The following is a 22,165-nucleotide window of genomic DNA, read 5'->3' on the forward strand; positions in this document are numbered from 1 at the left end:
TTGGAACCTTTGGGAACAGAGGTACCAAGACTATTTTATTTTAAACCAGTAATTGGGGTTGAAAATTTCTCCGGTTATATCATATTTTAATTGAGAAACCGATACACTATAAAATGACATAGTTTTGAAATGTTCATTTGATTTTATATTAGGGTCTTCTATAGTATCTACTTTATAGCTATGCTCCTGCATAGAAGAGAGTATTTTTATAGCAGTGGTAGAACCATAGCCATATATCAAATTATGAAACTTTATCATTTTATCAAATAATATGGTTTCATCAAAATCGTCGTGTAAGGATTTTGTAAGGAAATCTAAAAATAAATATGGAGCATCAACTATTTTAGATAGAGTGGCGGAACTCTTATGTTTCAAAATTTCGTTTTTAAACTCTTAGATAAATGTATAGATGTAACAATAAAACCAACTATAGATACTATGCTTGGAATTGCTATTGCCAAAAGATTGAGTGCTACCATAGCAAAGTTGGGAAAAAATGAATATATAAATATGAAAAGTTTAGAAAAATTATGTGAAGTATTAGAATGCAAGGTCGAAGATATAATTGAATATGTTCCAAGTGGAATATAGAAATAGGATAGTTTGTTTTAAATTATGGGGTTAGTATGATTTTAATATTGAAGGTGATATTTCTAGAAAAGAACCAACAGGTATACAAGTTATGGATGATATGAATCCCAGGTTTTTCCCAAACAGTTTATTGATACCATATTTAGTTGTAGTTTGGGAGGAATATTTAAAAAAACAAATCAAGTATAAAAATATGGATATTTCTTTGTATTAATTCATAGATGAATTAATTAACTTCAGGAATGAGTTTGTTCATACCGGTGAAATTAAAAATAAAGTACATAAGATTTGGGAAACCTTTTGGACAGGTGGTGTTACCAATCCACTTACTGTAATAGAACAATTTACATATTTAATATTTATAAAATCCTTAGACGATAAACAGATACAAAGTGAAGCAGAGGCTAATTTGTTATGAATAGAACCAAAGATAATATTTAAAGGTAAAAGTCCAAAATATAAAAATAGATTTGAATATAAAGATTTAAGATGGCATACTTTTAAACAATTTGAAGCAGGTAGGATGTATGAAATTGTCAATGAAGGTGTATTTCCATTTATAAAAGAATTAAATGGGGATGCAAGTTCTTCCTTTGCTAAATATATGGGAGATGCTATGTTTCAAATACCAACTCCTTTAATGTAGCAGAGAGTAATAAATGGTATAGACGAACTACCTATAGAGGGAGATATAAAGGGAGATCTTTATGAATATTTATTGTCTAGACTTTCCACATCTGGAGCCAATGGCCAATTCAGAACACCAAGACATATAATTAAGATGATGGTAAATCTAATGAAACCGACGCCAGCTGATATAATAATTGATCCTGCCTGTGGGGAACGTGCTATAATAATGACACGAGCATGAAGCATAGATAAATCAATGGGTTTGAAATTCTATCCTAAAACACATTAAGAATTAATAAAAAATTAGTGAAATAATTACTTATAGATTATTATATACAGAAAGTTATGATATAATAAATATAGAATAGTAAGGAAGTAGGGCAGTAATCATATGAAGTTATATTTTGATATTAATATATATAATAGAATATTTGATGATCAGTCACAGATGAGAATTCGTTTTGAATCAATGGCAATTGACATACTATTTGAACTTATTGAGAAAGGAAATTATGAATTAGTATGGTCTTTTATTTTGGAATATGAAAATAGTATGAATCCTTTTATGGAGAGAAGGCTTCATATTAAATCAATTTCCACTTTATGCAAGAAAAATATAAAACCTAATAATGAAATTAAAATAATAGCAAAAATTATAGTGGAAAACTCAAATACTAAAGATAAGGATGCATTACACCTTGCATCTGCAATATATAATAAATGCGACTATTTTATTACATGTGATGATAAGTTTATAAAAACAATAGAAAAAAATAATGATAAATTAAAAGATATTATTAGGGATATTAGATTATATAATCCTATAGATTTTCTTAGGAAGGAGATGGATATTGATGTTATCGAATGAAAGAGTTAAATATACAGATAAAGAAATATTAGAAAAAGGTTCCAGGGCATTAATAAAAGAACTTGGATATTCTGGGTTTCTAAGATTTATCCGTCATTCTGAAGGCATAAGTAAGGAAGATTATTTGAAATTAGAGAAAGAAATTTTTAAAGATATGTCTATAGACGAAATTTATGATAATGCAGAGGAATATTGGGAAAACAAAGATTGAAAAAGCCTTTTTTGTGATGTGAACCCTTTAATCCGGACTTTCGGATAATATTAATTATGCGGATTGTTTCCTATATTCAATAGGTGACAGGCCATTTAATTTCTCTTTTATTCTTTTGTTATTATACCAGTTGATATATCCTTTAATTTTTTTCTCCAACTGCTTAATTGATGTAAATTTTTCTCCATAGTACATTTCTTGTTTTAATAGCCCAAAGAAATTTTCCATTGGGGAGTTATCTATACAATTTCCTCTTCGAGACATACTTTGTTCAATATTTCTGTTTTTTAATCTTTTCACCCATTGTTCATGTTGATAATGAAGGCCTTGGAATGAAGGCCTTGGTCAGAGTGAATTGTTAATTTATGCTTCTTAGGAAGCTTTTTAAGAGCATCATCCAAGGCATCTGTGGTAAATTTCACCGTAGGAGCTGTTACCTGGAATTGCCTATATTGTAATACACGAAGCTTAAATTCTCCAGAGTAAAAAGTTTTTGTAGATTTTATTTTTAGGCCTTCTTCTCCATACTTTTCATAATCATTAACCCAATATCTAATCAAGCCATGATTTATTACATCATATTTTTTAGCTACAGACTTGTAACCACCAGTTTCTCCCTTCATGTATTCTTTAACTACTTTTAACTTAAACTCAGATGAATATTTAGACATGATTAAACCCCCTAATTCCTTGTCCGGATTTAGGGAGTAACATCACATTAACAGTCTATTTTAATGGGGAATTTTGGATATGAGTATATGAACGTGTATCTAATGGGAAATTAGAAGTTAGCAAGATTACTTTTGGATCAGAACCAAAGGATTATGAGGTTTATAGCTTTATTCTTGAAAACCTGAGATATTTAAGATTTAGTCCAGCTGTTGAAGATAATACTAAGGCTAATACAAAAATAAATCCTAAAAGGATGCAAAGAGAAATTAATAAACAATTAAAAAGTAAAGGCATAGGAACAAAATCTCAACAGGCATTAAAATTGCAACAGGAACAAAATAAACTAGAGAGAAAGTCTGTAAGCAAGAGAAGAAAAGAAGAAGAAAAGAAAATTCAGTTTGAATTAAGACAGAAAAAGAAAAAGGCTAAGCACCGAGGTAGATAAATTTTGTATAACTATTTTTGTTGAAGATATAGGCTATTTATGATAAAATTTAATTAATATTTATAAGGTGGTGAAAATACGTATGGAAACTTTAGTTAACAGTGTTTTAGAGATGCTATCCAATATTATAATAACAGGATTTAGAAATATTATGAACCAAGGGATAGTTGCGTCTAAAATTAATATTATGTTAACTAAAGGGAAGTAGTTACTTTACCACTAATTAAAATACATTGATAAATCAATGAACCTAGGTAATTATTACTTACCTAGGCTTTTTATGCATAGATATATTGTTTGGAAATTTATGTTCTAAATATTTATAAATACTTTTTGACTCATGAAACCTAGGTAAGCTTCTCTTATCTAGGTTTATTTTTTGAAAGGAGAGTAATAAAATGATAGAAATATCCTTAAATCATGTTGAAAAGTATTATGGAGCGAGTCAAGTATTAAAAGATATAACATTTCAAGTATTAAAAGGGGAAAAGGTTGGTATAGTAGGAGGAAATGGAACGGGGAAGACAACCTTATTTAAAGTTATAGCAGGTATAGAGAATTATGATAAAGGTTTAATCACCCTTAGTAAAGGAAGTCAAATAGGATATCTGGAACAAATTCCAAATTATCCAGATGAATATAGGGTGATAGATGTTTTAAAGAGAGCATTTCAAAATGAATTTAAAATACAATCCATGATGCAAGAATTGGAACTAAAGATGAGCAATATTGAAGGAAGAGAACTGGATTTTACAATTAAAAGATATGGAGAACTTCAGAACCTCTTTGAAAGCAAAGGAGGTTATGAAATTGAAGAAAAACTAAGCAAGATATGTAATGGGCTAAGTTTTAATGAAAAATTTTTAAATAGGAAGTTTAAGGATTTAAGTGGTGGAGAAAAGATTACTGTACTTTTAGGTAAAATTCTATTAGAGGAACCTGACATTTTACTTTTAGATGAGCCTACTAATCATCTTGATATGAATTCTATGACTTGACTAGAATCATTTTTATTAGAGTATAAGGGAACAGTCATAATTATATCTCATGATCGATACTTTATTAATAGGATAGCAAAGAAAGTGGTGGAACTTTCCCAAGGAAAACTTATACCCTATTTAGGAAACTATGGTTATTTTGAGAAAAGAAATTATCGCAAAAGAAAAAGGATGAATTTAATAAAGTAGACAAGACTAGCAATAAAGTTGTTAATGATTCAAAAGATAACAGTAAAAGTATAATAAACAAATCAAATTCTAAGAGAATCAAAGAACTGGAAGCGAGGATAGAGGAATATGAAAATTTAATTGCAAGAAAGGGAATAGAAATTAATATGAATGCCACGGATTATATTAAGTTGAACGATTTATATAATGAAAAAGTGGAACTTGAAAATCAGCGTGATAAACTTCTTGAGGAATGGATAATGTTATATGAATAGACTAAATTCTATAAACCTTTACAGATAATATGGAGCATGTATCTTAATATCTTGATTCTATAATGATAATATGTAGATTTACTATATATAGAAGTAGGCAGAAATCATATTTCAATGCAAGATGGAACCAATAGTGGGTAGTTTAAAAAGAATAATGTTCTTGAGAATTACTAGTGAATGAAAATTCACTAGTAATTAGGGTATAAGAATATTAATAAATATTTTCTAATTATAAGGGAGGTTACTATGTCTGATAATATTATTTTGAAAACTGAACCCTTAGGCTTTAGATGGGGAGTAGAAGATCCGTTTTTATTTTGTGCTCATCATAAGGATGATTATCCAAAGGGAAATGAAGAACTTGGTGTGGATGAGGAAAGCTTAAAAAATAGAAATATTGGGAATGATTTTGAAATACGAGACGGGTTTAGAATGTATCATGGTAAAAAGGTACCTGGATTTCCAGTTCACCCACATAGGGGATTTGAAACTATAACTATAGTATTAGATGGATTTGTAGACCATTCAGATTCCTATGGTGCAGCAGGAAGGTATGGCAAAGGGGATGTGCAATGGATGACTGCAGGAAGTGGCCTTCAACATGCAGAGATGTTTCCGTTAGTGAATCAGGACAAAGAAAATCCACTACATCTATTTCAAGTATGGCTAAATCTACCTAAGAAGGATAAGTTTGTTGATCCTTATTATAAAATGCTATGGGCTGAAGATATACCTGTTATAGAGGATGTTGATGATAATGGAAAAATAAGTACCATAAGGCTTATTGCTGGGAAATATAAGGAACATAATGCTTTAGAACCAGCACCTTCATCTTGGGCAAATGATGAAAACAACAAAGTAAACATATGGATAATAACCATGAAACCTAATGCCAGATTTAAGATTCCTAAGGTTAATAGTACAATTACTAGAAATCTCTATTATTATAATGGAGATACGTTGAAAATTAATGGAAATGATGTTGGGGTAGACAATAGATTTAAGCTTAAAGGTAATGAAAATATTGAATTAATAAATGGAGATAGGGAAAGCCATATGCTATTATTAGAAGGAGAACCTACAGAAGAAACAGTAGTAGCCTATGGTCCCTTTGTTATGAATACTATGGAGGAAATAAAACAAGCTTATGCAGATTATTGGGATACCCAGTTTGGGGGATGGCCTTGGGATAGAGAGGACCCTGTTCATATTAAGGAAAAGATCAGGTTTGCAAAATATTCTGATGGCATGGTAGAAAATAGATAGTAGATTAGACTACTATTCTTCTAATAATAGGAGAATAATAGCTTCCCTAGAAATGGGGAAATAAGGTATTTTGGAGATAGATATAAATAAATTATTATAAAGATAAGTGGAAGTAGAAGCGACAAACCTGGTAAAAGCAAAAAATAGCTTTTACCAGGTTTGTTTTGTATATTATGATTCTTTGGTATCAAATACTAATTCAATTGTAAGGACTTTTTAGCTTCTAAAACAGCATAAACAACATAATCTGCATCAATAATTTCTGCACCTTCTACTAAAGTATTTTCATCTACACCATTATGGATCATACATGCTGAACAAACTTTTAGTTTCCCACCAGCATCTAAAAATGCAGGTAGTAGTTTGGAAATTGGTTCAAAAGGTTCCCCTATATCTATCTTATTTGCATAGCCTTTAGTGGCTAAATGCACCCCGTCAGATAGAAGTAATAATTCTACAGCATGACCTTTCTGGGCTGCTTTTAGTCCCATTGTAAAAGCTATGGTAACATTATTTGCATCTCTTTCGTGTTGTGTTAAGGTAATTAGTAAATCAATATTATCCATTATATTTAAACCTCCTTGTTTTTATACTTTTAATATACCCATTAGGGGTATTGTTAATCAAAATATAAAATGTCTTTAGATAAAATAAAGTTTGAAAACGGATTGGAAACCATTGTGAATTCATTGCTTAGCCAATGTTGATTATCAGAAAAACTACAATGAGTAGCTAAGGACCATCCAAGTATAGAAAAGAAAGAATAAAATCGATATCCTTTATTACAAATAATTTATATTAAAAATTTTAAAAGGAAAGATATTTATGATAAAGAAGAATACAGTAATGATGGTAATATTCCTTGTATATATGTGCTATAGTACCTGAAGGTAAGAAGGATAATCTAGATATGGTATTTCCACTGTTAGAGTATAACTAAACGATTTGCAAATAAAATAGACTAAGGCATTGTATTTAACAATGCCTTAGTCTATCAAAATATTTAATTATTATATTTCTTGTATGTCTAATACTAAAATATTGTCCCCGTATTCAATGTCTAGAACCTTTAGCAACTCTTCTCTTGTGTTTCCATAGGATTTATGGATCTCTACTATATCCAAAGTATAACCTTGGTCCAACTTTTCTATGATTTGATCTTTAAACCATCCAATGTAAATGCTTACCCTATCGTTTAAATTAAAGTTTCTTCCCGAGCCTTGATAATTAGTTTGTCCTAAAAAAACATCTTTATTTTTAATATTGCATACCGAATATTTTGTGATAATATTTTTGGTCTTTTGGTCAATATCCTTGTATGCTACAAGCAAAACTTTGTATTTTGACTTTGCACTACTAGTCATATCTAGCACCCCCTTTTTTGTATAAACAAACTTTATGTTAATTATATAACAATTTCGAAAATAAGTACATATCATACCTGGTTCTAACATACTGATTTACTGCAACATAAATTACCTCTATGACTTCAATATATTACAATGGTGATTTTAGCTCTTTTTTCATTATAATTATTTATGATATAATATATATCGTTAAGAAATCTAAAAAAGGAGAAAAAGAAATGAAAAAATTTAGCAAAAAATCAAAAATAGCAATAATACTTATGACAAGCTTACTTATTTTTAATCTATCTGGTTGTGCTCAAATCAGGGACAAGTTAAAAACTATGAAAGGTGAATTAGTAGGTATACATTTTACAATTTCGGCTTTTGATCACTATGCAAATAAAACTTTAGAAGTGGAAGGAAACAAAGTAACAGTAGGGGTTTTAGAAAATGAAGCTAATATTGATTCGTCATCTACAGGATATCAATCTGGTGTATTGGAGATAACTGTAAATGGAAAGCAGATGTTTCAAGTAGGAAATACAGTTATTTTTGCAGAAGATGGATTGGATATGGTAGAGGATTTTGAAGTCCCTGAGGATATTACTGTAAGTAAAGGTGGAGGATTTGTTCCCTTAGATAGATTTATTAATGATATAAAAAATAAAATTGGGAAAGAAAAAACCATAATTATTTCTAGTCAAATGGGGATTCCTATAGCTGTTTATCAAGGGAAAAATGTCTATGTAACGGTTCCCGATGATTTACCTAAGATGACAAGGCTTAATATAGATGGGAAATCTTTGTATATTCATAGGGCTAATTATATAATCTTAGATACGAAAATGATGTAAAATATTCATCTCCAGTACCAACCTTAATATCTACTGTAATAAAGTAGAGGCATTAATCATGGATGAAAAGTGTGATGAAAATGATAGAAAGTTCTCACTATGGTGCAGGCACCAAAGCGAGAACTTATTTAATCTAATGCCCTTTTAAGTAGCTTTTTAACAACCGAATATATCGATTAGCCTCCCTTAGTATATGGTCTCCTAATAATGGATAAGCCATAGCTTTTATTTGACAATCTATTAAACCTTCTGTGCCAGTAACCTTAAAATCCCGAATTTCGGTGGTTAATTTTATGGCCTCTTTTGTAATCTTAGGAATATCTTCTTTGTTGGCTTCTTCAGTCCTTTCTATAAGCTCATCAAATCTTTGGCTAAAATCATTGGCAGTATTAAACAAGTCCACTTCCGTTGGGTCTAATAGGCCTCTAATAAAAAAGGCATGTTCTTTCATAATTGTATCCCAAAATATTTCTTGTTCTAATATGTCAGTAATGGGCTTTGTTTGCTTTTGAATATTTTCCAGTGCCATTAAATAAAACTTAGCTTCCCTTAATATATGATCTATAAGTAGTTGATATAGATTTGCAAACATCTTACATTCTAGTAATTTTGCTAGGACTTTTTCTTTAAATTTAATAACCTCTATAACCAAATTGATAGCCCTTTTATTGATATTATCAATCCGTCTTTCTAGTTCAGATGTAAAGTCAAAGTATGGGTTTGATTCTAATTCAAGTTCTTCTAAGGTTATTTCCTTATTTATGCATATACCTGTATTATCTTGAGTAATTGTTTCAGAATTAAGAGTAAGTGGGGTTACTAATTCCTCTGATTCTAATACTTCTTGATTTATGGCACCTTTTGATAGGGCAATGGTTTCTAATAAGATTTCTTCAAAAGACCTTTTAAGCTGATCACCTTCTAAAATAAGGGAACTATCTATAATTAACAATCCTACTTCCATAAAAATCATATGCTCTTTCATTATCCTACCAAAAAACAAGTTTAATTCTAAAGAAGTTTTAATATAATCTCTCCTCGATAGCATAAAATCCCTCCTTTTTTATGCCAAATTAAATGAATTTAGCATTCTTTTAAATATTCCTTCAATATCCGAATATACCTATTGGCTTCCCTCAATACATGATCTGCTAATAGAGGGCTCATTATGGATTTGATTTCACATGCTATTAGCCCTTTTGTGCTGGCAGTTTTAAATTCTTTAATTTCCTTAGTAGCTTTTAAATTTTCCTTAGTAATTTCACATATTTCTTCTTCCGAAGTCTCTTTAGTCTTTTCTAATAGTTTTTCAAATAGCTCTGCAAAGTCATTGGCTTTATGTAATAGTTCTTCTTCTGTAGGGTCCAAAAATCCTCTTATAAATTCTGCATGGTCTTCCATTATATGATCCCAGAATATTTCCTTTTCTAGGATATCTTTTTTTACTAACCTTCGTTCTTGAAGGTCTAATAAAGTTTTTAAATAGAATTTAGCTTCCCTATTAAGATGCTCTAGCATGTGGGGGTATATGAAGATGAATAGATTGCACTCTAAAAATTGAGCCAATACTTTTTCTTTGAATTTAATAATTTCTATTACTAAATTTATTATTCTGTTGTTTAAATCAAAAACATATCCTTCTAAACTAGCAGTATAACTAAAATCTGGATCAGAAACCAATTCTAGCTCAGAAGTAGTTATATCTTTGTCTATACAGACTCCAGTAAGGGATTCCGTTATGGTTTCTGCATCTAATGTGAAAGGTGTGACAAATTCATTGGACTCTATTGCTTCTTGGCTTATGGATTTATCGGATAAGGCAATTACCTCTCTCAGTATATCTTCAAAAGATTTTTTAATACTATCTGCCTCTAGAATGTAATTACTATTTTTTACCGAAAGGCTAGCTTCCATTAGGATCATATGTTCCTTCATAATCCGACCAAAAAATAAATTTAGCTCTAGTGACATCTGAATAAACTCTTTCCTCGATAACATAAAATTCCTCCTTTATAAATATACCTAACTAGTAAATTCTATTTGATAATAGAAAGGTTTATTACAAAATAATATTTAATTAACTCCTTAAGCTTAGGCATAACTTAATGGAAAGACTATCGACAGAAATCTTTAGAGATGGTAACATAAAATAAAAAGCAAATTTATTAGAGGAGGTAAGAAAATTGAAGGCGATAATTGGTGGTACTGGGATATATGATATTGGCGAAAGCCATAATAGATTAGTTGAAACAAAATATGGAAAAGTAGAATTAGATATTATAAATATTGGAGGAGAGGAAATAGCATTTTTATCTAGGCATGGAAAGGATCATACTACTCCTCCCCATAGGATAAATTATAGAGCAAATATGATGGCTTTAAAGGAGATAGGAGTACAATATATCTATGCTACTGCGGCAGTAGGTTCTTGTAATGAAAAGTATTTTCCAGGAGATGTGGTAATAATAAAAGACTTTCTAGATTTTACCAAGGCAAGGCCAGTTACTTTTTTTGAAGGGGGAGAGGAAAAGGTAAAACATGTAGATATGAGTGATCCTTATTGTAAAAACTTAAGGGAAAAATTTTATTTTATGGCTAAAAACCAAGGCATAGAAACAAAAGGAGAAGCAGTCTACGTTTGCACTGAAGGGCCTAGGTTTGAAACTGCTAGTGAAATCAATATGTTTAAACATTTAGGTGGAGATGTAGTAGGAATGACCAATGTACCCGAGGTAGTACTTGCTAAAGAACTGGGCATATGTTATGCAACGGTTGGAATAATTTCCAATTGGTGTACCGGTATGAAAGGAGAAATAACCTTACATGATATTCAAAAGGAATTAGATAAAAGCAAAGAAAAAGTAACAAAAGCATTTATTGAAATATTTAAAGGAGAACTAAATAAAAACAAATGTACATGTAAAAATAGCATTATTGAATTATAACCTAAAGGGATTCTTACAATAGGGTATACATTACCGTTTAAGTAAATATATTCTAGAATTTAACTTATTAGACAAGAATATTGCACAGGAATATTTCACTTTTTATGAAGGAGTTTATATAAGTATGTCGAAATAATATTAAATGGATATGAAAATTTAGAATATTTTCCATTCTAAATGAAAAAATGAAATATCAATAATTAAAAGGTGAAATTATGAATATATTACCGTCTAGATATGATAAATTGAATTTAGGTAAAAGTGAAAGACAATTAATTGAGACTCTTGAATCCAAATATGGGGATGATGATAACTCATATTTTTTTCTAAAGACTTCTCCTACAGGAATAAACAACCTTCACGTATTCATATCTAATGAAGGTGTGGTTTTTGTAGAGCCAATAGAAATAGCGGATATACATATTTTTATTTCTATTCGTTCAAGTTTAGAGATAAGGGTCAAAGAGAATATGCAAAAATTGTACAATAGGTTAACCCAACATAAGAAATTAAAAGTTAAAGGGGAAAATGGGTATTATCTTAAATTTCCTTTTACATATAAGATATTCCTTTCTCAATTACGTTATAAAGATACTATGGTGAACGGACTTTCAGATAAGGATAAGGATTTTATTATGAATTTTTGCATATTTAAAGACAGTAAGCCCACAGAGGACAATTTGCTATTTAGATTGGCTAAGGGATTTAACCAGATGAATGATTTAATAGAGTCCATGTATTCGAATATAGACCATCCCTATTGGAAAGACTGGGATGAGTTTACAAATGAGGATATTAACTACATATTACAGATGATCTGTCCAGAATATACAATACCTATTGTCAGCGAGGAAGAACTGGAAAACAGTAGATTTTTTTATACTATTACAAATACTAAAAATGAAGATATCTACATGGTCAATGAAAATGATTTCAATGTTAAAGTACATAGATTGGATGATGAACAGATAAATATCATTAATAATATGAGAAAGGGTAATCAGTTAATATTAGCTTGTGCTGGAAGTGGAAAAAGTGTAATTCTAATATCTAAAGCTTTTAAAGCAGCTAGCATACATCCTGACAAAAGGTTTTTAATCACTTGTTTTAATAGAAATTTGGCAAGTTATTATAATTGGAAGATAAGCCTTGGTGGTTATAGGCAAAGAAATGTTGAATCCATGACTTTTCATAAATTGTTACAAATACTGCTCCATGAAGCACGTATATCATATAGTAATTATAAACATGATGAAAATTTTGAGAAAGCAAAGGAAGCATTGAAAGCAGGGAAAATTAAAAGAAGATATTATGGTATATTTCTTGACGAGATACAGATATTTAAACCTGAATGGTATGAGTTTTGCTATAATTTACTCGAAAATCATCAAAAGGATAATTATTTTTTTACAATTTGCGGTGATATATCTCAAAATATCAATAGGAATATTAAGAAGGGCAAAGCACCTTGGCAAAGACCAGAGAATGCTAACCTGCCTAAATATACTGGTAGAAGTTTAAGAATAGAAAAGAATTATAGAAATTCCATTGGAATTAATGATATGATGAAAAATTTTATAGAAGTAGCCAAATCCTATATTAAGGAATTTAATATAGAGCTTGAAAATGAAGAAGATACCTATCTTCTTGGCAAGGCTTTCAGGAAGGGTTTTCCACCTAAGGCTGTTATGACAAATAGATTTAAATTAACAGATTGTATAGTAGATGAGATAAGCGACTTAAATGAGAAGAAAAATGTACCTTTAAACAGAATAGCTGTACTTTTCCCTTATAGGAAGTATGCTCCATTAAGATATTACTTTATGAGCTGGTTAGAAAATAAGCTCAATGAAAATTTTATTGATTACTATACTCTGGTTTCTGGACGGGATGGCCAATTACCTGCTTATTACGGAAACAATAAAGGTGTAGCATTATCCACTATAGAATCATCTTTGGGATTGGATTTTGATGCTGTTATTTTAGCAGGGCTTTTACCATTAGGGAAATATTATAATTCTAAAGATATTAATGTAATGAGGAATAGAGAAGATGATAATCAGGAAATTGAACAGGAATTTATAGATAGTATTAATAAGGTATATACTGCTTGTACTAGAGCAAAGGATCATCTGACTATTTTCCTTGAAGAGGATGAAGACGAATCTCTATATTCAAAGATTATTTTAGAATCTGTTATGGGGGTTGGTAATATTGAATAAAGATTATAAAAACAGAATGATTTTTGCTGAAAGGATATTAGAGGATTTTATTGATAGGATAACAGGAAGGAACATAGACAGGCTAGTAGGACAATATCCTGATGATACATATTTTGTAGGTAAGCTATCTACTATTGATGATGTTAGAAACAACAGGAATATAAACTCAGACGTAAGTGTAAATCAGATGTCCATGGATTTTTTTATAACCAAAGATGAGATTGAGAATTCAAAATTAAAGATCAAAATAAGAGGAGATTTTTATTACCGGGTAATGCCAACTTTTGAGGAACAGAGAAAGTATTTTATAAAGGAGATGAATAGGAAATCCACTGGAAGAAAATTTGATAGTATGGCTGAAATAATAAGCTTTTTTGAGGACAACAAAAATAACAGGGATATTTTAAATTTAAATAGGTGTCCAATATTGAATGTGTTTGAAAAATTGTCCCTAGATGATTCTATAATTTTAGAAATCCATTTGAAGGATATGTTAAATCCAAATAAAGATATGGGAATGTACAGTTTTAAGGATCAGATATCGGGATACTTGGATAGAAAAATTGATGAAATCATAAGCCAGGCTGATATATATAAAGCAATACAGGAGGATATAAAAGTAGAGCAGCTAATTGATGAGCATAAATATGATAATTTTCTGATCCAATACAGTTCCCATCATGTACCTAGGCCTAATTTTGAACTAAATTTATCAGTTGGAGTTAAGTTGGTGAAGGATAGTCTATTTAGAGTAAGTGTTGGTCTTTCAAATACTACTTTGAAGAATGAGATAAATACTTTTAAAAAGAACCTTTCCCATGATTCAATTCTTTTCAATGCTGGATTTGATGTAAAACTTATAAATGCTAAATTTGATGATATAAAGTTGGATTACTTTTTAGATGATTATAAATACGATAAAACGGTAAAGGGAATAGGGCATAATTGTAGTTTGGAGTTTGATAATAAAAACAATGTGTTGAAGACTACTAATATACCTAAATTCTATCAAAAACGATTAAAGACTAAAGATGGTTTATCTGTTAAGTTTCAAGACCTTATTAGTGATCCAGTAAAAACACTTGAAAATATTTCTGCTGAAATGGAAAAGGAAATAGAAAAATGGAAAAAGGAGTACGAAAAAAAGAAGGATAATCTAATTGAAGATAAAAGTATGTTGGGAAAAGCTCAAAAGGATTTTCAAGATGAAATAAAAGGTTTTAGATTTGAAATTGATAGATTTAAATATGGCATAGAGCAGATAGAGAATAGGGAAATGGTGAGAAAGGCTTTTATCAATATGAACAAAGCCTTTAAAATGTCGTCAACAAGCCATGATAGCTGGCGTCTATTTCAGATAGTATTCATAGTTTCATTGGTCCCTGATATTATATTGAGCCATTATGGTGAAGATGATATTGAAAAATCCTTTATAGATATGGTAGATCTGTTATATTTTCCAACTGGTGGAGGAAAGACTGAAGCGTTTCTTGGGTGTATAGTATTTACACTATTCTTTGATAGGATTAGAGGAAAAAGTTTTGGGGTAAGCAGTTTAGTAAAATATCCATTAAGGTTATTATCAGTCCAACAGATTAATCGGATAGCCAACGTACTAGCAGCAGCAGAAATAATTAGAAGGAATAATAAAGAGGATTATCCTGGAGATAGTTTTTCCTTAGGATATTATGTAGGAGACAATAATACTCCTAATGAATTAAATGAGGAAAAGATATTCAATTTTTCTAACAAAACTCAAGGGCAATTAAATGATGAGTTGAGAATAGTAGATGTATGTCCGTTTTGCAAACAGAAAACCGTTGATATTGTATTGGATATAGGCAGTATTAAATTGAAGCATGTATGTAGAAATAATAACTGTCCATCCGGAGGAGAATTGCCAATACATATTGTAGACCGGGAAATATACCGCTATCTTCCTTCTGTTATAGTAAGTACCATAGATAAAATTGCATCTATGGGATTTCAATCTAACTTTAGAAATATACTTGGAGAAGTTCAACATCAATGTCCTGCCCATGGATATACAAGTAAAACTAGATGTACTGAGAACCAACTTTGTGAGAAAGATGTACGAGAATTTAAAGAGGTGTCTTTATTTGATCCGGCACCAACTCTTTTAATACAGGATGAGGTACATTTAATAAGGGAATCATTGGGAACCTTTAATTCACATTATGAAACCCTTATGCAATATTTAATTAGCAATTTAATATCCAACAAGAAGAAACTCAAGACAATTGGTGCAACGGCTACGATATCCAGTTATGAAAAGCATATATTGAATTTATATAATAAACAACCAATCAGATTTCCAGCCAAGTCTCCATATATTGGAGAGGATTTTTACTCCTATACTGATGATAAGGATATCAATAGGATTATTATTTCTTATGCACCTTTTGGAAGGGCTATAATCAATTCCGTAGTATACTCCCTCAAATATTTAAGACAAGCTGTAGAAGAGTATTATAAGAACATTGACAAGCTTAAATCAATACCGGGTATACAAATAAACAGTGATGATGAAGCCTATGAAATACTTAAGGATTATTGGATCTTTTTGGAGTATAACAATGTTAAGATAGACGGTAATAAAGTAATCAATGCATTAGACAATATAATAAGCCCTCAGCTTTTAGAAGAAGGCTATAAGAAATTTGAGATTCAAAAGATGACAGGTGATGAAACCTTCCAAACTGTAAGGCAGATACTTTCTCAAGTTGAGAACAATGATAATGTACTTGAAGGAGTTAACCTTATAGCAGCAACCAGCATGATCTCTCATGGTGTGGATGCAAATAGGTTTAATACTATGATGTTCTTTGGTATGCCTAACAATACTGCAGAATATATACAGGCATATTCGAGAGTAGGAAGAAAGTATCCTGGAATAGTAATCGATATAATACGACCTACTAGAGAAAGGGACGTTTCCTATTTGAAATATTTTGATAAATTCCATAAATATAAGGATATATTAGTAGAACCAGTGCCTATTAATAGATGGGCATCGAAAGCAGTTGAAAAGACCTTGTCAGGAGTAGTAGCTGCAATATTGATGGACAGTTATGACTTGAAGTACCAGTATGAATATGGCAATTTGTATAATATGAAGATATTGAAGAAATTAATTGAAGGGGAAATTATAAAGAAGGACGAATTAATAAATCATGTGAAGGAAGCTTATGGATGCCAGTTAAATAATGGTGGAAGTAGCAACTTAAGTTTGAACTATAGCAAGTTCATAGATGATAGTATTGATAAAATATTTAAAAATATTAAAGACAAATACTACGGGGACGGATATTATTATCTAGGCAATAATACAGGCTTGCCAATGCTAGATCCTAGGTTAAATGCTCCCATGACCAGTCTGAGATATACCGACAAGAGCGTGAATATTGGATTGAGGTGATTTTATGACAATTATGTCTATGCCAAGAAGTGCCTATCAAGCATTATATAGATATCTTCCTGATTCCTGGGGAGATTTTTATGATAGAGATTCTAGATCATCATACAATATGCAAGTAAACTATTGGATCAGTGTCAATTTAGAAAATATAAACAAGAAGAGAATACTCTCAGAAGTTTCAAATGAAGTTAAACAGTTTATAGTTAGAGGTGGAAAAACTCAAGGGTTTGGAAATATTGATGTTTCTGAGTACAGCATACTAACTCCCAAATTCTTTAACGACCCTGATAAACCGGATATAGTTTCGAAGATTAGTCCCCTTACCTTTGTATGTAATAAATGCTATAAGGTAACTATCTTTTATAGTAGTTCAGATTTTCTCAGCGATCCAAAGAATAAATATTGCAAAGATAAAGGTTGTGGTGGAGAGCTTAAACAAATTGGTTTGGTATATGCTTGTACCTGTGGATGGGCAGGACCTATATATCCGAATCGATGTTCACAAAAAAATCATGGTATTAAATATTTAAAATATAGACCTGGAAAGGAATTTAGGTTTATATGCAGTAAGGATGGAAGCAAAATTGAAATGATTAGATATTGTCCTGAATGCAAAAATCGTTTGACGCCAAGAAATATTAATTCTGGGAATATATTTATCCCTTTTAATTTTACTGTTATTGAACTTCTAAATAATGAAGAAGAAAGCTTCCTAATTGAAAAAGATGATTCAGCATATATAGCCATAGCCAATTGGTTAAATAAAATTGATGATAAAGAATACGAAAGAATAGTGAAGAACTCAAGTAGAGTGGATGACGATTACTCCATTATATATAAGAATTTATTTAATGAACTTATTAAGAATGGTCTTTCTGAGGAACAGGCTAAAGATATAGCAAAAAATGCTGCTCAAAAAAGCAGTCCTAATGCTATATATAATGATGCAGTAAATATGATAAAGCCCTTGTTAACAGGAGACCATTTAGATGACTATAACCGCAAAAAACTATCCATTTCATTAGCTGAGTATAAGACTATATTGAATAGTAATGTAAAGATTACAATCGATGAAGGTATAGAGAGCGCTTTAGACCAAAATACTATATTTTCTCCTGACGAATATTTAAGCTTATTTGATAGATTTGGATTTAAAAGAATTGAAGCAAGGGGTAATATACCAATGGTTAACTGTGTCTATGGATATACGAGAATGGAATCAGACCCCGAAAATTTGCCAGGTGAAAAGCTTACTTTGAGGGCATTAAAGGAAGAATCTGCTGGAGTTAAAAATATATACGGAATTAAGTTGAATACGGAGGGTATTCTATTTGAACTTGATAGAAAAGAGATAATCAATTGGTTGATAAAGAATAAAATGCTTGATGAAGATATAGCACCAGATATGAAAGACGATAATGAATTGAAATTATGGTTTTTAAATAATATAAATTTGAGTGCAATTAATACCTTTTCAAATATAGACAGTTACAAACATAAATATACATCCTGTATATATAAGTTGTTACATAGTATTAGCCATGCATTGATAAAGGTTTCAGAGGAATTTACTGGTTTGGATAAGAATTCCTTAGGTGAGTACCTATTTCCTGCAGTACCTGCTTTTTTCATATACTGTCAAAACAACCAAGGTAGAGTACTTGGCTCATTGTTTTCAGCTTATACTTCAGTACTCGATAAATGGCTTAATGAAGCTTATGAGAGCATGTATAAATGTATTTTTGACCCAGTTTGTATCCATAGGGATGGTGCATGTTTGGGATGCCTTTATATTAATGAGGTTTCATGTAAACATTTTAATAAGGATCTTAATAGAAGATATTTAATTGGATATAATGATCCCGCTATCAAAAATAATTTATACGGGTTTTGGGAGGATTAATTTATGGCTATAATGTATCCTAGCTCAATAGATGATTATAATGCTACAGAGTCAGAAAAAAAGTTTTTCAATATTTTGAAGGAATTCCTTCCAGATAGCTACCGAGCCTTCTATTCTATTCGCTGGTTCTCGGAAAAAGATGGAATACGGAAGGATAGTGAATGCGATTTTCTAATTTTAGACCCTACTTTAGGTTATATATCCGTTGAAGTTAAGGGGGGACTAGGAATTGAAAAAGATGGAGATCAATGGAAATTAATACTAGGAGACAATGAATATCGAAAATTGGATAGGAGCCCATATTTGCAAGCGGAAGAAAGTATGAGGTATTTTAAGGAATATTATGAAGAACAATATGGGTTTTTCTACAAGGGGGTCTATGGCTTTGCAGTTGCTTTTCCAAATTATAATATTAATCATAATTTAGGTATTGGAACTCCTAAAATACTTACTTTAGATTATAGGGATATGTCAAATTTAGAACATAGAATAAGAGAGATATTTAACTACTGGAAAGGAGCAAATCACAATTTCATCGCCTTTTCTAAGGATCAGCAAAAGAAATTTGTAAATTTAATACATAAGAGGGTGTCATTATCTGCAGCAGCAGGGGCTCTCATTGAATATAGACATAAGCAGTTGAATCAAATTAATAGAGTTCAAGATAATTATATATATTTTTTAAGTAATTTCAATCAAGTATATATTACAGGTGGTGCTGGTACAGGAAAGACTTGGATTGGAATCAAAAAAGCTAAGTTGGATGCAGAAAATGGGAAAAGAGTACTCTTTCTCTGTTCTAGCTTCCATTTGATGAAATGGGTTAAGGCATATTTCTTAGAAACTCCAAATGCGGACTGTCTAACTTTTAAAGAGCTTATTATGAGGAATATAAGACCAGAAGATTATGATAAGATAAAAGGGCATAAAGAATTGACTGGTGTAGAAAATTACATAGAAAAGGCTAAAAATCTCAAAAAATATGATTCTATTATTGTCGATGAGGGGCAGGACTTTACTGCTGAATGGGCTTACTGTACAAGGTTTTTTCTTGAGGATCAGGTAGAATCAGACCTTTATGTATTTTTTGATGAGTATCAGAATATATTCAATAGAGATTTCGAAAATAGATTTGATATAAAAATACCACCTTTTACTTTGATAGAAAACTTGAGAAATACCTCTAATATCTACAATTTTGCAACTGAGGAGACAGGCTTAGGAAGAGATGTTATACCCAATACTATAGAAGGTGCCTATCCTGAATCAATAGAGTTGAAAAATAGGCAATCTGCAAGAAATAAATTGGAAAGTATAATGAATACGCTTATCCATAAAGAAGGTGTAAGCAATAAGAATATTACCGTTCTATCAGATCTACCTATTGGAGAATCTATATTGTTAGGGCATAATACCCTTGGTAATTGGGAATTCAACCAGCACGGAGATCCTGTTATGTCAAACGAAATAAGATTCAGAACCATAGATGAATTTAAAGGTTTGGAATCGGATGTTATAATATACTTAAATCATAAAGAGAAAACCGAAGAAAAATTGTATGTTGCATATACAAGAGCTAGGTTCTATCTTTATGAAATCAAACTAAAAAACAAATAGAAATTAAGTCAAAATAATTAGACATAGGTGATTATATGGCAAAAGTACTTTTAATAGAACCGGATTATAGAAATAAGTATCCACCCTTAGGGCTTATGAAAATCTCAACATATCACAAAACCTTGGGAGATGAAGTAGTATTCCATAAGGGTAAGAATACAGATTTAAGGGCAGAAAAATGGGATAGAATATACATTTCAACTCTATTTACATTTTACTGGAAAAAGACTGTGGAAACTATTAAATATTATATGAATAGCGTAAAATCACCTGAAGATATATATGTAGGCGGAATAATGGCTACTATATTATATAATGAGATGATTGAAGAAGAGGGCCTTTCTGAAATAAATATCATTAGAGGTCTATTAGACAAGCCTGGAATACTAGGGGATAATGATATAATTGTTGATACTTTAACTCCAGATTATAGCATAATAGAGCCAAATGAAACACAAACCTATAGATATCCTGTAGATGATGCCTATATAGTATATTCAACAAGAGGCTGTGTAAATAGATGTGAGTTCTGTGCTGTACCTGAACTTGAACCTGTATATAAGGATTATATATCCATTAAAGATCAGGTTGATAATATCAAGGAATCCAGCGGCGAAAAGAGGGACCTATTGTTTTTAGATAACAATGTTCTAGCATCAAAGGAATTTAATAAGATAATAGATGAGATTATTGATTTAGGATATAGAAAGGGAGAAAATAAATTTACTTATATAAATAAAAAAGGAAGGAAAATAAGCAAGAGAAAATATGTTGATTTCAATCAAGGAGTAGATGCTAGATTGATAAATGATGAAAATATGAGCCTGTTGAGTAAGGTAGCAATAAGACCTTTAAGAATCGCCTTTGATCATGCTGATGATAGATATGTGAAAATATATACAGATGCCGTGAGGCTAGCTGTAAAACATGGTATAAAAGATTTATCAAACTATGTATTGTTTAACTTTAAAGATAAGCCAGGGGATTTTTATAAAAGATTACGAATTAATGTAGATCTCAATGAGGAATTTGAGAAAGATGAAGAAACAAGGGGAGCAAAAATATTTTCATTCCCTATGAGGTATTCCCCTTTAAAAGGTCCCCACTCAAAAGATAGGAAATATATTGGTAAGTACTGGACTCCTAAGTATATTAGGGCTATCCAATGTGTATTAGTAGCAACTCGTGGGGTGGTTGGACCTAAAAAGAATTTTTTCTTAAGGGCCTTTGGTAAGAATCAAAATGAGTTTAAAAAGATATTGATAATGCCAGAGGATTATATAATAAATAGAGAAGAAAACGAAATTTCAGGCAATACAGATGAATGGTGGAGTGCATATACAAGCTTAGAAGATAAATCTAAAGTTTTACAAATAATTAATTTAAATAAATTTAGAGATATTGAATTGTACTCATATAGTAAAAAAGAGAAGGAACTATTAATCCATTACATTCCCAAGAAGAAAAGATGATTAAACCAAATAGGGATATCCATAAGAAATCGTATTTTGAAGCAAAAATAATCAAAAAACAATTCTTGACTTATATTAATCATACTGGTAATATGGAATTGTAATGAAATGATAAATAAAAATGAATATAAAGCTCATATAATTCTCATAATATGGTTGAGAAGTTTCTACGAAATGACCGTAAATCATTTAGCTATGGGCGAAAGTGTACCTAGGGTTCCGAAGGCAAGTCCTTGTCTG

21 protein-coding genes, 3 pseudogenes and 1 riboswitch are annotated in these 22,165 nt (G+C 30.6%); of the genes and pseudogenes, 17 read left to right on the plus strand and 7 right to left on the minus strand.

Features of this window, described 5'->3' with window-relative positions; genetic code table 11:
* Positions 1–30: 30 nt before the first annotated feature.
* Positions 31–375, minus strand: a complete 345-nt coding sequence (locus CUL_RS18870) for a hypothetical protein (protein ID WP_040354599.1) — start codon at positions 373–375, stop codon at positions 31–33.
* Between CUL_RS18870 and CUL_RS0106690 the strand changes: the two genes are divergently transcribed.
* From CUL_RS0106690 to CUL_RS0106710, 6 genes are all read left to right on the plus strand, one after another.
* Positions 367–591: a helix-turn-helix domain-containing protein gene (locus CUL_RS0106690; protein WP_005583553.1), complete on the plus strand. Its 225-nt coding sequence runs from the start codon at positions 367–369 to the stop codon at positions 589–591. The two genes, CUL_RS18870 and CUL_RS0106690, sit on opposite strands and share 9 nt — an antisense overlap.
* A 265-nt stretch (positions 592–856) precedes the next feature.
* Positions 857–1,009 (plus strand): type I restriction-modification system subunit M N-terminal domain-containing protein, encoded by a 153-nt coding sequence (locus CUL_RS20155; RefSeq protein WP_408065622.1) that lies wholly within the window; start codon positions 857–859, stop codon positions 1,007–1,009.
* Between the two features lie 105 nt (positions 1,010–1,114).
* Positions 1,115–1,237, plus strand: a complete 123-nt coding sequence (locus CUL_RS19895; protein WP_269077317.1) for a hypothetical protein — start codon at positions 1,115–1,117, stop codon at positions 1,235–1,237.
* 45 nt (positions 1,238–1,282) lie between these two features.
* Positions 1,283–1,462 (plus strand): N-6 DNA methylase, encoded by a 180-nt coding sequence (locus CUL_RS17965; RefSeq protein ID WP_162147635.1) that lies wholly within the window; start codon positions 1,283–1,285, stop codon positions 1,460–1,462.
* Positions 1,463–1,612: 150 nt separating this feature from the next.
* A complete protein-coding gene (locus CUL_RS0106705) occupies positions 1,613–2,089 on the plus strand; it encodes a twitching motility protein PilT (RefSeq protein ID WP_025640884.1) in 477 nt (158 codons plus the stop codon).
* Entirely contained in the window at positions 2,076–2,300 is a 225-nt protein-coding gene (locus tag CUL_RS0106710; RefSeq protein WP_025640885.1) for a hypothetical protein, read from the plus strand. The genes CUL_RS0106705 and CUL_RS0106710 overlap by 14 nt, the downstream gene beginning before the upstream one ends.
* Before the next feature lie 54 nt (positions 2,301–2,354).
* On the opposite strand, the pseudogene CUL_RS18385 reads toward CUL_RS0106710, so the two are convergent.
* Positions 2,355–2,636 (minus strand): annotated as a pseudogene (locus CUL_RS18385) (transposase); the annotation flags it as partial.
* 176 nt (positions 2,637–2,812) lie between these two features.
* Positions 2,813–2,971 (minus strand): annotated as a pseudogene (locus CUL_RS20300) (transposase); the annotation flags it as partial.
* A gap of 95 nt (positions 2,972–3,066) precedes the next feature.
* Here CUL_RS20300 and CUL_RS16865 point away from each other — a divergent pair.
* The 4 genes and pseudogenes from CUL_RS16865 to CUL_RS0106750 all read left to right on the plus strand — a co-directional run.
* Positions 3,067–3,417, plus strand: a pseudogene (locus CUL_RS16865) (YjdF family protein); the annotation flags it as partial.
* An 82-nt stretch (positions 3,418–3,499) separates the two neighbouring features.
* Positions 3,500–3,625, plus strand: a complete 126-nt coding sequence (locus CUL_RS19900; protein WP_005584878.1) for a hypothetical protein — start codon at positions 3,500–3,502, stop codon at positions 3,623–3,625.
* A 190-nt stretch (positions 3,626–3,815) separates the two neighbouring features.
* On the plus strand, positions 3,816–4,415 hold the full coding sequence (locus tag CUL_RS0106735) for an ATP-binding cassette domain-containing protein (RefSeq protein ID WP_025640886.1): 600 nt from the start codon (positions 3,816–3,818) through the stop codon (positions 4,413–4,415).
* Between the two features lie 689 nt (positions 4,416–5,104).
* A complete protein-coding gene (locus CUL_RS0106750; protein ID WP_005584876.1) occupies positions 5,105–6,124 on the plus strand; it encodes a pirin family protein in 1,020 nt (339 codons plus the stop codon).
* A gap of 194 nt (positions 6,125–6,318) precedes the next feature.
* Here CUL_RS0106750 and CUL_RS0106755 read toward each other — a convergent pair whose 3' ends face one another.
* Both CUL_RS0106755 and CUL_RS0106760 read right to left on the minus strand, forming a co-directional pair.
* A complete protein-coding gene (locus CUL_RS0106755; RefSeq protein WP_005584875.1) occupies positions 6,319–6,690 on the minus strand; it encodes a DsrE family protein in 372 nt (123 codons plus the stop codon).
* 444 nt (positions 6,691–7,134) lie between these two features.
* On the minus strand, positions 7,135–7,488 hold the full coding sequence (locus tag CUL_RS0106760) for a hypothetical protein (RefSeq protein ID WP_005584055.1): 354 nt from the start codon (positions 7,486–7,488) through the stop codon (positions 7,135–7,137).
* A gap of 221 nt (positions 7,489–7,709) precedes the next feature.
* Between CUL_RS0106760 and CUL_RS0106765 the strand changes: the two genes are divergently transcribed.
* Entirely contained in the window at positions 7,710–8,327 is a 618-nt protein-coding gene (locus tag CUL_RS0106765; protein ID WP_005584054.1) for a DUF5052 family protein, read from the plus strand.
* A gap of 133 nt (positions 8,328–8,460) precedes the next feature.
* Here the strand turns inward: CUL_RS0106765 and CUL_RS0106770 are convergent, their stop codons facing one another.
* Together CUL_RS0106770 and CUL_RS0106775 are read right to left on the minus strand one after the other, a co-directional pair.
* A complete protein-coding gene (locus CUL_RS0106770; RefSeq protein ID WP_025640887.1) occupies positions 8,461–9,375 on the minus strand; it encodes a DUF2935 domain-containing protein in 915 nt (304 codons plus the stop codon).
* A gap of 35 nt (positions 9,376–9,410) precedes the next feature.
* Entirely contained in the window at positions 9,411–10,325 is a 915-nt protein-coding gene (locus CUL_RS0106775; RefSeq protein WP_005584052.1) for a DUF2935 domain-containing protein, read from the minus strand.
* 185 nt (positions 10,326–10,510) lie between these two features.
* Here CUL_RS0106775 and CUL_RS0106780 point away from each other — a divergent pair, with 185 nt between their 5' ends.
* From CUL_RS0106780 to CUL_RS0106805, 6 genes are all read left to right on the plus strand, one after another.
* A complete protein-coding gene (locus tag CUL_RS0106780) occupies positions 10,511–11,272 on the plus strand; it encodes an S-methyl-5'-thioinosine phosphorylase (protein ID WP_005584051.1) in 762 nt (253 codons plus the stop codon).
* Between the two features lie 215 nt (positions 11,273–11,487).
* A complete protein-coding gene (locus CUL_RS0106785; protein WP_005584050.1) occupies positions 11,488–13,494 on the plus strand; it encodes a DEAD/DEAH box helicase in 2,007 nt (668 codons plus the stop codon).
* Positions 13,487–16,933, plus strand: coding sequence for a helicase-related protein (locus CUL_RS0106790; RefSeq protein WP_025640888.1), 3,447 nt, complete (start codon positions 13,487–13,489; stop codon positions 16,931–16,933). The genes CUL_RS0106785 and CUL_RS0106790 overlap by 8 nt, the downstream gene beginning before the upstream one ends.
* 4 nt (positions 16,934–16,937) lie before the next feature.
* A complete protein-coding gene (locus tag CUL_RS0106795; RefSeq protein WP_025640889.1) occupies positions 16,938–18,836 on the plus strand; it encodes an MrfA Zn-binding domain-containing protein in 1,899 nt (632 codons plus the stop codon).
* Between the two features lie 3 nt (positions 18,837–18,839).
* A complete protein-coding gene (locus CUL_RS0106800) occupies positions 18,840–20,453 on the plus strand; it encodes an NERD domain-containing protein (protein ID WP_025640890.1) in 1,614 nt (537 codons plus the stop codon).
* A gap of 35 nt (positions 20,454–20,488) precedes the next feature.
* Positions 20,489–21,925, plus strand: coding sequence for a radical SAM protein (locus CUL_RS0106805; RefSeq protein WP_005585992.1), 1,437 nt, complete (start codon positions 20,489–20,491; stop codon positions 21,923–21,925).
* 114 nt (positions 21,926–22,039) lie between these two features.
* A riboswitch (purine riboswitch) is annotated at positions 22,040–22,141 on the plus strand.
* Positions 22,142–22,165 lie beyond the last annotated feature (24 nt).

The sequence above is a fragment of the [Clostridium] ultunense DSM 10521 genome (assembly GCF_000511955.1).
Classification (GTDB): domain Bacteria; phylum Bacillota; class Clostridia; order Tissierellales; family Tepidimicrobiaceae; genus Schnuerera; species Schnuerera ultunensis.